Raw genomic sequence first — 14,065 nt, 5'->3', positions numbered from 1 at the left:
TGTGCTCCAGACGGGCGTTCGGGCGCAAATACCCAGCACTCAACGAGGCGGGTTGGGGAGGTAGAGTTGGCCGCTGGCGAACGAGAGATGGGTGTGGGGTTGTTGCAGCACGTACAGATCGGTGAGTCTCGGTGACAGTTCTTACTTCCGACGCCCGTCCGGTCGCGGTCGAGGCGGCGCGGCGCCGCAGCATCGCCGTCATCTCGCACCCCGACGCCGGTAAGTCGACGCTCACCGAGGCCCTGGCGCTGCACGCCCACGCCATCGAGGAGGCCGGGGCGGTGCACGGCAAAGGCAACCGCGCCGGCGTCGTGTCCGACTGGCTCGAGATGGAGCAGAAGCGCGGCATCTCGATCACGTCGGCCGCGCTGCAGTTCGCGTACGGCGACGTCGTGATCAACCTCCTGGACACTCCCGGGCACGCCGACTTCTCCGAGGACACCTACCGGGTCCTGACCGCCGTCGACGCGGCCGTCATGCTGCTCGACTCGGCGAAGGGCCTGGAGCCGCAGACGCTCAAGCTGTTCGAGGTGTGCCGCCGCCGCGGGGTGCCGGTCATCACGTTCGTCAACAAGTGGGACCGGCCCGGGCGCGAGGCGCTGGAGCTGTGCGACGAGCTCGAGGAGCGCATCAACCTGCGCCCGACGCCGCTCACCTGGCCGATCGGCGAGGCCGGCCGGTTCCTCGGGCTGCTCGACCGCGTCAGCGGCGAGGTCCGCACCTACCGCCGCGCCCCGGGCGGTGCGTCGATCGCCGAGGAGAGCGTCCTGACCCCGCAGGCCGCGGCCGACGCCCTGGGCGACGACCACACGGAGGCCGTCGAGAGCGTGCAGCTCCTGGAGCCCGTCGACCGCGCCTCGTTCCTCGCCGGCACGACGACGCCGATGCTGTTCGGCGCCGCGCTGGCCAACATCGGCGTCCGCCAGCTCCTCGACGCCGTCGTCGACCTCGCTCCCGCACCGGGCGCGCGGCCCGACGTCGACGACGGGGAGCGCGCGGTCACCCAGCCGTTCAGCGGGTTCGTGTTCAAGATGCAGGCCGGCATGGACCCGAACCACCGCGACCACGTCGCGTTCATCCGCGTGTGCTCGGGCCGCTTCGAGCGCGGCATGGTGGTCACGCACGAACGGACGGGCCGGCCGTTCGCGACCAAGTACGCCCTCTCCGTGTTCGGCCGCGAACGCGCGACGGTCGAGGACGCCTACCCGGGCGACGTCGTGGGCCTGGTCAACGCCAGCACGCTCGCCGTCGGCGACAGCGTGTTCGACTCCGCCGGCCCGCGGGTGCGCTTCCCGCCGATGCCGGTCTTCGCGCCGGAGCACTTCGCGGCGGCGCGCGTGGCCGACCCGGGCCGCTCCAAGCAGTTCCGCAAGGGCATCGCCCAGCTCGAGCAGGAGGGCGTGGTCCAGGTCCTGGTGTCCGAGGCGCGCGGCGACGGCAACCCGATCCTCGCCGCCGTCGGACCGCTGCAGTTCGAGGTGGCGACCTTCCGTATGGAGCACGAGTTCTCCGCGCCGATCCGCATGGAGACGCTCGGGCTCTCGCTCGCGCGGGAGGCCGCGCCGTCCGACATCGAGACGATCGCCGGCTACCCGGGCGTCGAGGTGGTGCGGCGCGGCGACGGGACCCCGCTGGTCCTGCTGCGCGACGTCTGGCACGCGCGGGCGTTCGAGCGCGCACACCCGGACGTCCCCCTGATCCCGCTGGTCGCCAGCGGCGTCTGACGCCGGGGCACGTGACCCGCGCCAGGCTAGGGCGCGCCCTGGAGTGTCGCCGCGACGGAACCCTACGGGTGCGTGTCCGTGACCTCGATGACCTGGTCGAGGCGGTCCAGGGCGGTCTGCAGGTCGTCGACCTTGGCCTGGATGCGCTCGCGCTCGGCACGCAGCATGGCTCGCTGCTCGGCGTCGGTGTGCCCGGACTCGATGCACGGCAGGAGCTCCGCGATGTTGCGGCTGGTCAGGCCAGCCGCGTACATCTGCTGGAAGAAGCGCACCCGGGCGGCTGTGTCCTGCCGGTAGAGGCGCTGACCGGACGGGCTGCGCTCCGCCTCGAGCAGCCCCTGCTCCTCGTAGTAGCGCACGGCGCGCACTGAGACGCCGGCGCCCCGCGCCACCTCGCCGATGCGGATCAGCGGCTCGGACGCCGTCTCCGTGACGGTCATGGTGACTCCTCTCACTCCGGTTCTGACGAACAGTGCTTGCCTCTGACGTCAACGTCAGGTTTTAGCGTACCGGACATGGACATCAACAATTCTGTCGCCCTCGTCACCGGAGCCAACCGCGGCCTGGGCCGTGCCTTCGCCCAGCGCCTCCTCGAGCGGGGCGCCCGCAAGGTGTACGCCACCGCCCGGCGTCCCGAGACCGTGGACCTGCCCGGCGTCGAGGTGCTGGCCCTCGACGTCACCGACCCCGCCTCCATGCGCGCCGCGGCCCAGGCGGCGCCCGACGTCACCCTGCTCGTCAACAACGCGGGCATCGGGACGGGCACCGATCTGGTGACCGGCTCCCTGGATGCGGTCCGCCTCGAGCTGGAGACCAACATGCTCGGCCCCCTGACCATGATCCGGGAGCTCGCGCCGGCCCTCGCCAGGAACGGCGGGGGCGCGATCGTGAACGTCCTCTCCGCGATGTCGTGGTTCGGGACCCCTGGCGGCCGTGCCTACCACCTGAGCAAGGGCGCCGCGTGGGCCATGACCAACAGCGTCCGCCTGGAGCTCGCGGAGCAGGGCACCCTCGTGACGGCGGTGCACCTGGGCCTGGCCGACACCGACATGGCCGCCGGGTTGCCTGTGGACAAGATCTCGCCGGTGGACCTGGCCGACGCCGCCTTCGACGGCGTCGAGGCGGGCTCGGCCGAGGTGCTCGCCGACCAGTGGAGCCGCGACGTCAAGTCCCGGCTGACGCTGACGCCGGAGGAGTTCGACGCCGCGATGGGCCGCGCCCTGGCGACGCTGATGGCGGGCTGAGCTGCGGACCTCTATCGCAGGCGGCGGGCGCGCAGGACCGTGTCGTGGACGTGGTGCGTGCCCTCCGGCGGGGGAGTGGTGCGCAGCCGGCTCTCGTCGACCTGGACGGTCCAGCCGCCGCCCAGCAGCCGGGCGACGTCGGCGGGCTGGTAGTAGGCCGCGGGGTCGAAGTCCGGGTGGCTGTGGCGGTACGTCGCGTGGTCGGCGAGGTCGTGGCTGCCGATGAGCAGCGTGCCGCCCGGCGCGACGGCGTCGAGCAGGCCGCGCAGCGCGGTGTGGTCCCGCTCCGCCGGGAGCGGGAAGTACTGCATCGAGACCAGGTCGAAGGACCCGTCGGGCGGCGGCGTGGTGGTCAGGTCGGCCTGGGTCCAGACCACGCGCCCCGCGACGTCCGCGCCGGACGCCGCGCCCGCGGCGGCGGCGCGTTCGAGGGCGACCTGGGAGATGTCGACGGCGGTGACTCGCCACCCCCGACTGGCCAGCCAGAGCGCGTCCCCGCCCTCGCCGCAGCCGACGTCGAGCGCCCGGCCCGGCGTCAGGCCGGCGGCCTCGGTGACGAGCACGCCGTTGGGGTTTCCGCTGAAGAGCTGGTGCTGGCTGCGATACCGCTCGTCCCAGTGCTGCGCGTCCATGTGTCCTCGTTCGCTCGGGCCGATCTGTCCGGACCCATGGTGCGAGTTCATGTCGACATGAAGTCAACTCCGCCGCGAGTGGCGGTCCACGGGGCGTGGCCCGTCACCCCGCGATACGGGCCGGGATGAGGTCGAGCACGTCGGGCCAGGCGGCCGCGAACTCGTCGCGAGTCTTCTCGTCGGGGAACCCGGACTGCGTCAGCGAAGCCTGGCAGTGCTCGCCGGCCTCGGTGATCAGCAGGACCACCGCCGTCTCGAAGGTCCGGCCGGCGGCCTCGATCGCCGCCGAGTACTCGAGCCGGTGCGGGGGGTCGATGGCCGTGAAGATTCGATGCTCCTGGAATGCTTCCGCGCCCGGCGGCCGGAAGGTGATGTCCCACACCCCGCCCACGCGGAGGTCGCGCTCCGAGTGCAGGACCCAGTCGGGCAGGGGCTCGTCGTAGACGGCGAGAAACGCGTCGAAGACGTTCCCCGGGGCCCCGTCGATGTCGCGCTCGACCTGCAGGTCGTAGTCCTTCGCGTCCATGTCCGTCTCCTCTCGACACCAGGGCCGGCTCGGCGCGGTCGCCCTACCACCACGGTCTGTCGTCGGCATCGCCGGCGCAAGAGGGCCTCGCGGGCCCGGTCGCGTCAGCTGGGCCGTCGCTGTACGACGTCGGCAAGCACCGACGTCACGTAGGTGGCGACGGTGGCCGTCGTCGGCGGTCCAGGGTCGCGGTCGGCGAACAGGAGGTGCCCGCCGCCGACCAGCGAGAGGGTGAGGGAGTCGATGTCGGCGTCGGCCGCGATGCGGCCCAGCTCGCGCTCGTCGGCCAGGTAGGCGGAGATCGCGGCGGTGGCCTGCGAGAGGACGGCGATCCCGCCTCCGGGCCTGGCCTGCCGGAGCCGCGCGCGCAGCCCGTCCCGGAAGGTGATGAGCGGGATGATCGCCACCGGGACCGGCCCGAACAGGGTGGTCAGCGCGGCGGTGAGGTTGCCCGCCACCGTGCCGGTGCCGGCGGACTCGCGCAGCGTGCTCGCCTCCGCCTCCAGCCGCGCGGCCCGGTCGAGCACCAGCTCGGTGAGGAAGGCGTCGAACTCGCCGAAGTGCCTGTGCAGCACGCCCTTGGCGGTGCCCGCCTCGTCGGTCACGGCCCGGCTGGTCAGCGCGCCCGGGCCGTCCCGCAGCAGCACGCGCTCCGCGGCGTCGAAGAGCTGCTGCCGCGCGTCGCGAAGGTGCACACCGGTCGGCATCCACAGATCCTCTCCTGTTCCGGACGCCACTGGCCAAGTGGGCGTGTGCCCACTAAAGTGGGCGCATGCCCACTTTACCGCGAGAGCAACCGGGACAGTCCGGCACGGAGTCGCACGAGGCCCGGCAGATGGCCGAGTCGTTCGGCGTCGACCCGCAGCGCTACGACCAGGCCCGGCCCGGCTACCCCGACGCGCTGATGGAGCGCATCGTCGCGGGGAGCCCCGGCCCGGAGGTGCTCGACGTCGGCACCGGCACTGGCATCGCGGCCCGCCAGCTCCAGGCGGCCGGCTGCACCGTGCTCGGCGTCGAGCCGGACGCGCGGATGGCCGAGCTCGCCCGGGCCCGCGGGCTGCCGGTCGAGGTGGCGACGTTCGAGGCCTGGCAGCCGGCCGGCCGGACCTTCGACGCCGTGACCGCCGCCCAGGCCTGGCACTGGGTGGATCCGGTCGCCGGCGCGGTCAAGGCCGCCCAGGTGCTGCGCCCGGGCGGGCGGCTGGCGATCTTCGGTCACGTGTACGAGCCGCCCGCCGAGGTCGCCGAGCCGTTCGCCACCGCGTTCCGGCGCGCCGTGCCGGAGTCGCCGTTCAACAACCGGCCCACCGAGAGCCCGCTCGCCATGTACCAGGCGGGGTACGCGAAGTTCGCCGACGCGATCCGCGAGACTGAATTGTTCGGCGAGCCCGAGCAGTGGCGGTTCGACTGGGAGCTGGCCTACACGCGCGACCAGTGGCTGGCGCTGCTGCCCACCACCGGCGGCCTCACCCGGCTGCCCCGCGACACGACCGCCGAGATCCTCGACGCGGTCGGGGCCGCCATCGACTCGATGGGCGGGGGCTTCACCATGGGCTACACCACGCTGGCGACCAGCGCCCTGCGGTCGGGCACTTCGGCGAGCGGGTAGCGCCTCGCAAAGCTCCAGGCCGCCGGGCTTCAGGCGCCCCGTGTTGTGGGCGCGATCGTTGCGACTACCTGCCCGTTTTGGGCGCAACGATCGCGCTCACAACAAAGGGGTGGGGGGCTTGCGGGCCGCTACCCGCTCGACTACGCCCTTCTTGAACCTGTCGTGGCGCTCTATGTCGAGCCCGGCGGCCCTGACGTGCTGGATCGGCCGACGCCGGAAGTGCTCGTTCTCGAACCGCACGCTGTACAGCTCGACCACGGCCTGGAGCGCCCGGACCGGCGCCGACGTGCTGACCACGTGGTCGGCGATCAGCAGCAGGCCGCCCGGCCGCAGCACCCGCACCATCTCGTCGACGGCGCCGCCGTCGTCGGGCACGGCGCACAGGCCGAAGGTGCAGACCACGGTGTCGAACGAGGCGTCGCCGAACTCGAGCCGCTGCGCGTTGCCCACGCGCAGGTCGACGTCGCGGCCCAGCTCGGACGCGCGGCGGCGGGCGACGTCGAGCATCGCCGGGCTCAGGTCCATCCCGGTCACGGCGGCCTGCTCGGGATACAGGCCGAGGTTGAGCCCGGTGCCGACGGCGACCTCCAGCACCTCGCCCGTGGCCTGCTGGCACACCCAGCTCCGGGTGTCGCCGAACAGCCGCTCGGCGCGGTCCATCTTCTGGTCGTAGCTCGCGGACTGCCGGTCCCAGTGCCGGCGCAGCCGCTCCAGGCTCGGTGATCTCGGCATGCCGCCCGCTCCTCGCTCTAAGGCGTCGATCCCTCCACCCTAATGAGGCTCGCGGAGAAGGCCGCCAGAATGTAGGCGCTGGTGTCGTCGCCGACGGCCCACGTGCTATACATCTGATACATCTGATGTTTCCGAGCAAGGTCGCCGGAGGGGAGCAACGGTGCTGCACGACGTCGTGGACGCGCACCATCATCTGTGGGTGCGCTCGCGCACCCCCCAGGACTGGGTCGACCCCGTCACCATGGCCGCTATCGACGCGGACTTCACGCCCGCCGACCTGCCGGCGTCCGCGCACGGGGTGGGCGCCACCGTGGTGGTCCAGTCCGCGGACCTGTGGTCCGAGAGCCGCGAGCTCCTGGCGATCGCGGCGTCCGACGACGGGCGCGCGGCCGGGATCCGCGGCGTCGTCGCCTGGGCGGACATCCTGGACCCCCACGTGGGCGACCGGGTCGCCGCGCTGCGGGCGGGGCCGGGTGGCGGGGCGCTGGCCGGCATCCGCACGCAGGTGCAGGCCGAGACCGACCCCGCATACCTGGATCGCGACGACGTGCGCCGCGGCATCGCCGCGGCCTGCTCGGCCGGCGCGGCGGGCCCCGCCCTCGTGTTCGACCTGGTGGTGCGCGACGAGCAGGTCGGGGCGTGCGCGCGGCTCGCCGCCGCGCTGCCCGAGGTGTCGTTCGTGCTCGACCACCTGGGCAAGCCCAGCCTCGCCGACGGCGCCGGCCTCGCCGCCTGGAAGCGGGGCCTCGCCGACCTCGCCGCCCGGCCTAACGTGACGGCCAAGCTGTCCGGGCTCGTCACCGAGGCGCGCTGGGACACCTGGCGGCCGGACGACCTGCGCCCCGCCGTCGACCACGCGCTCGACGTGTTCGGGCCGGACCGGCTCATGTTCGGTTCCGACTGGCCCGTGTGCCTGCTCGCCACCGGCTACGGGCGATGGATGACGACGCTCGGCGACCTGCTCGCCGGGCTGAGCCCCGACGAGGCAGCCGCCGTGTGGGCCAGGACCGCGCGACGGGTTTACCAACTGGAGGAGGACCAGGCATGACATCCGAGACCACAGCAGGGACCGCGGCACCGGCCACGGCAGGGGCCGGCGCGACGGCGGCGGCCGAGCTCGCCGGCGTCCGCGCGATCGTCACCGGCGGCGCGTCGGGCATCGGCGCCGCGATCGTGCGCGCCATGCTCGCGCGCGGCGCGCAGGTGACGTCGATCGACCGCGTGACCGAGGGCGTCCCGCTGGGTGCCGGCGCCCAGGTGGCCGACGTGACCGACGACGCCGCCGTCCGCGCCGCCGTGGCCGCCGCGGCCGAGGCGATGGGCGGCATCGACGTCGTCGCGAACAACGCGGGGATCGGCGCGCAGGGCACCGTCGCGGACAACGACGACGCGGAGTGGCTGCGGGTGCTGGACGTGAACGTGCTCGGGATCGTCCGCGTGACCCGCGCCGCGCTGCCCTACCTGCGCGAGTCGCCGCACGCCGCCGTCGTGAACACGTGCTCCATCGCCGCGTGGACCGGCCTGCCCAACCGGGCCCTGTACTCCGCGTCGAAGGGCGCGGTCCAGGCCCTCACACTCGCCATGGCCACGGACCACGTGCGCGAGGGCATCCGCGTCAACTGCGTCAACCCCGGGACCGCCGACACGCCGTGGGTGAGCAGGCTGCTCGACGCCGCCGACGACCCGGACGCCGAGCGCGCCGCGCTGGAGGCCCGCCAGCCCTCGGGCCGGCTGGTCAGCGCGGACGAGGTGGCGCACGCCGTCTGCTACCTCGCGAGCCCGCTCGCGGCGGCGACCACCGGCGCGATGCTCGCCGTCGACGGCGGCTCGCACGCCCTGCGCACCCGCGCCCCCGAGCAGCCCTGATCCCCGGACGAGAGAACACGATGAAGACGACGGAGGTGCGCGGCACCGGGGTCCGGCTGACCGCGCTCGGCCTCGGCGCCGCGCCCGCGGGCAACCTGTACCGGGCGACGACGGACGAGGAGGCACACGCGACGTTCCGGACCGCCTGGGACGCCGGGGTGCGGTACTTCGATACCGCGCCGCACTACGGCCTCGGGCTGTCCGAGCGCCGGCTCGGCGCGTTCCTGCGCACCCGGCCGCGGGACGAGCTGGTGGTGTCCACCAAGGTGGGGCGCCTGCTCGTCCCGTCGCCCGAGACCGCCGACCGCACGGACCCGGAGATGTTCGAGGTGCCCGCCGACGCGCGCCGGGTCTGGGACTTCTCGCGGGACGGCGTGCTGCGCTCGCTCGAGTCCAGCCTGGAGCGCACAGGCCTGGACCGGATCGACGTCGTCTACCTGCACGACCCCGACGACCACTGGGAGCAGGCGGCCCACGAGGCGCTGCCCGCGCTCGTCGAGCTGCGGGAGCAGGGCGTGATCGGCGCCGTCGGCGCGGGGATGAACCAGTCGGCGATGCTCACCCGGTTCGTGAACGAGACCGACGTCGACGTCGTCATGTGCGCCGGGCGGTTCACGCTCCTGGAGCAGCCCGCGCTGGCCGACCTGCTGCCCGCCGCGGCGGAGCGGGGCGTGGCCGTCGTGGCGGCCGCCGTCTACAACTCGGGCATCCTCGCGTACGACGACCCGCCGTCGGGTGCGACGTACAACTACGCGCCCGCCGCCGCGGACCTGCTCGACCGCGCGCGCCGGATCGCCGCCGTCTGCGCGGACCACGGCGTCACGCTCCCGCAGGCGGCGCTCGCCTACGTGCGCACGCACCCCGCGGTGGCGAGCACCGTCGTCGGGCTCGGGAATCCCGAGCACGCGCGGCAGGCCGCCGACCGGGCCGGGGCGGTGGTGCCGGACGGCCTGTGGCGTGCGCTGGCCGACGTCGGCCTGCTCGCCGAGGGCGCGGTGCCCGCGCCCGCCCCCGTCCCGTCCGAATCGAACCACCCCGCCTGAATCGAACGACCCCACCTGAATCGAACGACCCCGAGAACCCGCACCACCCCGAGAGAAGGTACTGATGCGTCTGCTCCGCCTCGGCCCCGCCGGCCAGGAGATCCCCGCGATCGAGGACGGCGACACCGTCCATGACCTGCGCCCCCTCACCGCCGACATCGACGGCGCGTTCCTGGCGTCCGACGGGATCGCGCGCGCCCGGTCCGCCCTCGCGGCGGGCGAGCTGCCCGTGCTCGACGGCGCCGGCGGGCTGCGCCGCGGGGCGCCGGTGGCGCGGCCGGCCGCGGTGATCTGCATCGGCCAGAACTACGCGGCGCACGCCGCCGAGTCGGGCGCCGAGCCGCCGTCGTCCCCGATCATCTTCTTCAAGCACCCGAATACCGTGACGGGGCCGGACGACGCCGTCGCGCTGCCGCCCGGCGCGGACAAGGTCGACTGGGAGGTCGAGCTCGGCGTGGTCATCGGACGGCGCGCCTGGCGGCTGCCGTCGGTGGACGTCGCGCGCGAGCACGTCGCCGGGTACACGATCGTCGACGACCTCAGCGAGCGCGCCTGGCAGATCGAGGAGTCGGGCGGGCAGTGGTCCAAGGGCAAGTCGGCGCCCGGGTTCGCGCCGACCGGCCCGTACCTGGTGCCCGCGGCCGACGTCGACCCGACGGGCCTGCGCCTGCGGTCCTGGGTGAACGACGAGCCGCGGCAGGACTCGGTGACCGCCGACATGATCTTCGGCGTCGACCACCTGGTGCACCACCTGTCGCAGTACCTGGCGCTCGAGCCGGGCGACCTGATCTGCACGGGGACGCCGGAGGGCGTGGCACTGTCGGGCCGGTTCCCCTACCTGCGTGACGGCGACGTCGTCACACTGGAGATCGAGGGGCTCGGCCGCCAGCGGCACGCGTTCGCGGCGGGGTGATCGCCGACCCTGAGGTACGGCACGCCGCCGGAGTCATCGGACCTATCGCTGCCGGAGGCGGGCTGGCGGGTCCAATTCGGTGACGATATGGCCCTAGATCTTGAGATGCATCGGATGTCTGCGGTATGAATGCGACTACACGGAGGCAAGGGAGCATCACGTGTCGGACAGCCCAGCCCTACTGCGCGCGACGGGGATCAGCAAGTCCTTCCCCGGCGTTCTCGCGCTCGACGACGTCCACCTCGACCTGCTGCACGGCGAGGTGCTGGCGCTCGTCGGCGAGAACGGTGCGGGCAAGTCGACCTTCATGAACCTGCTCTCCGGCGTCCTCCAGCCGGACGCCGGGACCATGGAGCTGGAGGGCGCGCCGATGAGCCCCGCCGGCCCGCGGCAGGCGAACGAGCTCGGCATCAGCGTGATCCACCAGGAGTTCCACCTGATGCCCGACCTCACGGTCGCGCAGAACATCTTCATCGGCCGCGAGTCCCGGCGGGCCGGCCTCATCCGGGACGACGAGCTCGAGCGCCGGGCGGCCCTCCTCTTCGAGCGCCTCGGGATCCCGCTGGACCCGCGGCAGCCCGTGTCGCACCTGAGCGTGGCCGGCCAGCAGATGGTCGAGATCGCCAAGGCGCTCTCGTTCGACGCGCGGGTGCTGATCATGGACGAGCCGACTGCGGCGCTCACCGAGACCGAGGTCGCCACGCTGTTCCGGATCGTCCGCGACTTCGTCTCGCCGCGCACCGGTGTCATCTACGTCTCGCACCGCATGGACGAGGTCAAGGAGATCTCCGACCGCATCACGGTCCTGCGGGACGGCCGCTACGTGACCACGCTGCCGACGGCGCAGACCCCCACCCGGGAGGTCATCGGGGCCATGGTGGGCCGGCAGCTCGAGACCGGGGTGCGGCCCGACCCCGCGGCGGCGGCGGGCGTGACCGAGCGCGAGGTGGTGCTCGCCGTCCGCGGGCTGAGCACCCGGAAGCTGCTCAAGGACGTGTCGTTCGAGCTGCACCGCGGTGAGATCCTCGGCTTCGCGGGCCTCATGGGCGCCGGGCGCACCGAGGTCGCCCGGGCGGTCATCGGCGCGGACAAGGCGACCGGCGTCGTCGAGGTGCGGGGCAAGCCGGTCGCCGTGCGCAACCCCGCCGACGCCGTCCGGCACGGCATCGGCTACCTCTCCGAGGACCGCAAGCGCTACGGCCTGCTCCTGGACCAGGACCTGGTGCGCAACGTCATGCTGTCCTCGCTGCCCGGCATGACCCGCGCGGGCTTCGTCCGCGACCTCGACGGGCGCCGGGTCGCGCGGGAGATGGTCGACCGGCTGACGATCCGGACGCCGTCCGTCAACCAGACGGCCAAGAACCTCTCGGGCGGCAACCAGCAGAAGGTCGTCCTGGCCAAGTGGCTCGCGCGCGACTGCGACGTGCTGATCGTCGACGAGCCGACGCGCGGGATCGACGTCGGCGCCAAGGACGAGATCTACCACCTGCTCACGAGCCTGGCCGCGCAGGGCAAGTCGATCATCGTGATCTCGTCCGAGCTGCCCGAGGTGCTGCGCCTCGCCGACCGGATAGTCGTCATGTGCGAGGGCCGGGTCACCGGCACCCTCGCCAACGCCGACGCCACCCAGCACGACATCATGGAGCTAGCGACGCGGTTCGGTGCCGACCATCTCATCACGACCGGAGACGCAGAATGACGACGACGAAGAGGACAGCCGCAGGGACGACCCCGAAGCGTCCCACGCGGTTCGGCAACCGGCAGCAGCTCCAGCAGCTCCTCGCCTTCGCGGGGCTGGTGGTGATCTTCGGGTTCTTCTCGTTCGCCAGCCCGTACTTCCTGGACTGGGCCAACGTGAAGGGCATCCTGCTCGCCACCGCGGTCACCGGGATCATGGCGCTGGGCGCGACGTTCGTGATCGCGACGGGCGGCATCGACCTGTCGGTCGGCACGGGCATGACGCTGTGCGCGGTGATGACCGGCGTGTTCCTGGCGAACCTGGGCCTGCCGCTCGCCGTCGGCGTGCTGGGCGGCATCGCCGTCGGCGCGCTGATCGGCCTGCTGAACGGCCTGAACGTCTCGTACCTGCGGCTGCCGCCGTTCATCGCCACGCTGGCGATGATGATGGTGGCGCAGGGGCTCTCGCTCGTCATCTCCGGGACCAAGCCCATCTACTTCACCTCGGTCGGCGGGTTCGACCAGCTCGCCGCCGGCGAGCTGATCCCCGGCCTGCCCAACGCCGTCCTGATCTTCTTCGGGGCCGCCGCGATCGCCGGCGTCGTGCTGAGCAAGACGCTCACCGGCCGCTACGCGCTGTCGATCGGCTCCAACGAGGAGGCGACGGCGATCTCGGGCGTGGACGTGCGGCGCTGGAAGGTCGTCATCTACGTCGTCGCGGGCCTGTTCACCGGCCTGGCCGGCGTCGTCATGGCTTCCCGGCTCAACTCGGCGCAGCCCGGCCTCGGGCTCGGGTACGAGCTGGAGGCCATCGCCGCCGTCGTCATCGGCGGAACGTCGCTGCGGGGCGGCAAGGCGACGATCCTCGGCACCGTCATCGGCGCACTCATCATGGCGACGCTCACCAACGGCCTGCGGATCATGTCGATCCCGCAGGAGTGGCAGAAGGTCGCCGTCGGCATCGTGATCGTGCTCGCTGTGTGGGCCGACATCCTGCGCCGCGGCAAGGAAGCCTGACGTACCCAGACGTGACCTGACGTGACCACCGAAGGAGATGGACTCGCATGAACAGCACCACCACCACACGCAGACGGTTCGCCGCTGCGGCCGCCGCATCCGTGGCCGCCGTCCTCGCGCTCGCCGCGTGCAGCTCGGGCGGCGGCGGCGACGAGCCCGGGGGCGGCGACAAGCCGTACGTCGCCCTGGTCTCCAAGGGCTTCCAGCACCAGTTCTGGCAGGCGGTCAAGCAGGGGGCCGACGACGCCGCGGCCGACCTCGACGTCGAGGTCACGTTCGAGGGCCCCGAGACGGAGACCGAGGTCGAGAAGCAGCTCACCATGCTGCAGACGGCGCTGGACAAGAACCCGGACGCGCTCGGCTTCGCGGCCCTGGACTCCGAGGCGTCCATCCCGCTGATGACCGACGCCGAGTCGCGCGGGATCCCCGTGATCGCGTTCGACTCCGGCGTCGACTCGGAGGTGCCGGTGACCACCGTGTCGACCGACAACCTCGCGGCGTCGGCCGAGGCGGCCAAGCACATGGCCGAGCTGGTCGGCAGCGGCAAGATCGCCATCATCGCGCACGACCAGACGTCCCAGACCGGGCAGCAGCGGGTCGAGGGATTCACGCAGTACATGGCCGAGAACGCGCCGGACATCGAGATCGTCGACACGCAGTACGCCGGGGGCGACCAGCTCAAGTCCGCCGACGCCGCGAAGGCGATCATGCAGGCCCACCCCGACCTCAAGGGCATCTACGGGACCAACGAGGGCTCCGCCGTCGGCGTCGTCAAGGCGGTGCAGGAGACCGGCAAGGCGGGCAAGCTCACGGTGATCGGCTTCGACTCGGGCAAGGCGCAGACCGACGCGATCCGCGACGGGCTGATGGCCGGCGCGATCACGCAGGACCCGATCAAGATGGGCTACGAGACGGTGAAGGCCGCCGTCGCCGTCATCAACGGCGAGGAGGTCGAGCCGGTCATCGACTCGGGCTTCTACTGGTACGACAAGACCAACATCGACGACGAGAAGATCGCCGCAGTCCTCTACGAGTAGTCCCTCCGGTGGTCGAGCTTGTCGAGACCAGGTCTCGACAAGCTC

General features: G+C 72.5%; 15 protein-coding genes. 10 read left to right on the top strand and 5 right to left on the bottom strand.

All coding sequences use genetic code 11. The features are described 5' to 3' along the window. Positions 1 to 131: 131 nt before the first annotated feature. Positions 132 to 1,724 carry a peptide chain release factor 3 gene (locus ACFT2C_RS03100; protein ID WP_377205545.1) on the top strand — a complete coding sequence of 531 codons (1,593 nt, stop codon included), beginning with the start codon at positions 132 to 134 and terminating at the stop codon, positions 1,722 to 1,724. A 62-nt stretch (positions 1,725 to 1,786) separates the two neighbouring features. Here the strand turns inward: ACFT2C_RS03100 and ACFT2C_RS03095 are convergent, their stop codons facing one another. Continuing rightward, positions 1,787 to 2,164 carry a MerR family transcriptional regulator gene (locus ACFT2C_RS03095; protein WP_377205544.1) on the bottom strand — a complete coding sequence of 126 codons (378 nt, stop codon included), beginning with the start codon at positions 2,162 to 2,164 and terminating at the stop codon, positions 1,787 to 1,789. A gap of 75 nt (positions 2,165 to 2,239) precedes the next feature. On the opposite strand from ACFT2C_RS03095, the gene ACFT2C_RS03090 reads away from it, so the two are divergent. Then, complete coding sequence (locus ACFT2C_RS03090) at positions 2,240 to 2,968, top strand: SDR family oxidoreductase (RefSeq protein ID WP_377205543.1); 729 nt, start codon at positions 2,240 to 2,242, stop codon at positions 2,966 to 2,968. A gap of 11 nt (positions 2,969 to 2,979) precedes the next feature. On the opposite strand, the gene ACFT2C_RS03085 is transcribed toward ACFT2C_RS03090, so the two are convergent. The 3 genes from ACFT2C_RS03085 to ACFT2C_RS03075 all read right to left on the bottom strand — a co-directional run bounded on the left by ACFT2C_RS03085 (position 2,980) and on the right by ACFT2C_RS03075 (position 4,833). Then, positions 2,980 to 3,600, bottom strand: a complete 621-nt coding sequence (locus ACFT2C_RS03085; protein ID WP_377205542.1) for a class I SAM-dependent methyltransferase — start codon at positions 3,598 to 3,600, stop codon at positions 2,980 to 2,982. A 103-nt stretch (positions 3,601 to 3,703) separates the two neighbouring features. Continuing rightward, positions 3,704 to 4,126, bottom strand: coding sequence for an SRPBCC domain-containing protein (locus tag ACFT2C_RS03080; RefSeq protein WP_377205541.1), 423 nt, complete (start codon positions 4,124 to 4,126; stop codon positions 3,704 to 3,706). 104 nt (positions 4,127 to 4,230) lie between these two features. After that, positions 4,231 to 4,833: a TetR/AcrR family transcriptional regulator gene (locus ACFT2C_RS03075; RefSeq protein WP_377205540.1), complete on the bottom strand. Its 603-nt coding sequence runs from the start codon at positions 4,831 to 4,833 to the stop codon at positions 4,231 to 4,233. Positions 4,834 to 4,898: 65 nt separating this feature from the next. Between ACFT2C_RS03075 and ACFT2C_RS03070 the strand changes: the two genes are divergently transcribed. Further along, a complete protein-coding gene (locus ACFT2C_RS03070) occupies positions 4,899 to 5,735 on the top strand; it encodes a class I SAM-dependent methyltransferase (RefSeq protein ID WP_377205539.1) in 837 nt (278 codons plus the stop codon). 96 nt (positions 5,736 to 5,831) lie between these two features. Here ACFT2C_RS03070 and ACFT2C_RS03065 read toward each other — a convergent pair whose 3' ends face one another. Continuing rightward, entirely contained in the window at positions 5,832 to 6,467 is a 636-nt protein-coding gene (locus ACFT2C_RS03065; RefSeq protein ID WP_377205538.1) for a class I SAM-dependent methyltransferase, read from the bottom strand. 160 nt (positions 6,468 to 6,627) lie between these two features. Here ACFT2C_RS03065 and ACFT2C_RS03060 point away from each other — a divergent pair, with 160 nt between their 5' ends. The 7 genes from ACFT2C_RS03060 to ACFT2C_RS03030 all read left to right on the top strand — a co-directional run bounded on the left by ACFT2C_RS03060 (position 6,628) and on the right by ACFT2C_RS03030 (position 14,020). Next, positions 6,628 to 7,515 (top strand): amidohydrolase family protein, encoded by an 888-nt coding sequence (locus ACFT2C_RS03060; RefSeq protein WP_377205537.1) that lies wholly within the window; start codon positions 6,628 to 6,630, stop codon positions 7,513 to 7,515. Next, positions 7,512 to 8,333, top strand: coding sequence for an SDR family NAD(P)-dependent oxidoreductase (locus ACFT2C_RS03055; RefSeq protein WP_377205536.1), 822 nt, complete (start codon positions 7,512 to 7,514; stop codon positions 8,331 to 8,333). Before ACFT2C_RS03060 ends, ACFT2C_RS03055 begins: the two co-directional genes overlap by 4 nt. A 20-nt stretch (positions 8,334 to 8,353) precedes the next feature. Next, a complete protein-coding gene (locus ACFT2C_RS03050) occupies positions 8,354 to 9,376 on the top strand; it encodes an aldo/keto reductase (protein WP_377205535.1) in 1,023 nt (340 codons plus the stop codon). A 64-nt stretch (positions 9,377 to 9,440) separates the two neighbouring features. Further along, positions 9,441 to 10,289, top strand: coding sequence for a fumarylacetoacetate hydrolase family protein (locus ACFT2C_RS03045; RefSeq protein ID WP_377205534.1), 849 nt, complete (start codon positions 9,441 to 9,443; stop codon positions 10,287 to 10,289). Between the two features lie 160 nt (positions 10,290 to 10,449). After that, a complete protein-coding gene (locus tag ACFT2C_RS03040) occupies positions 10,450 to 11,988 on the top strand; it encodes a sugar ABC transporter ATP-binding protein (protein ID WP_377205533.1) in 1,539 nt (512 codons plus the stop codon). Continuing rightward, positions 11,985 to 12,983 (top strand): ABC transporter permease, encoded by a 999-nt coding sequence (locus tag ACFT2C_RS03035; RefSeq protein WP_377205532.1) that lies wholly within the window; start codon positions 11,985 to 11,987, stop codon positions 12,981 to 12,983. Before ACFT2C_RS03040 ends, ACFT2C_RS03035 begins: the two co-directional genes overlap by 4 nt. A 47-nt stretch (positions 12,984 to 13,030) precedes the next feature. Then, complete coding sequence (locus tag ACFT2C_RS03030) at positions 13,031 to 14,020, top strand: ABC transporter substrate-binding protein (RefSeq protein ID WP_377205531.1); 990 nt, start codon at positions 13,031 to 13,033, stop codon at positions 14,018 to 14,020. Positions 14,021 to 14,065: the final 45 nt, after the last annotated feature.

Origin of the sequence: Promicromonospora sp. NPDC057138 (assembly GCF_042670845.1) — a bacterium.
Taxonomy (GTDB): Bacteria; Actinomycetota; Actinomycetes; order Actinomycetales; family Cellulomonadaceae; genus Promicromonospora.
This window is presented reverse-complemented; position numbering and strand designations above follow the sequence as displayed.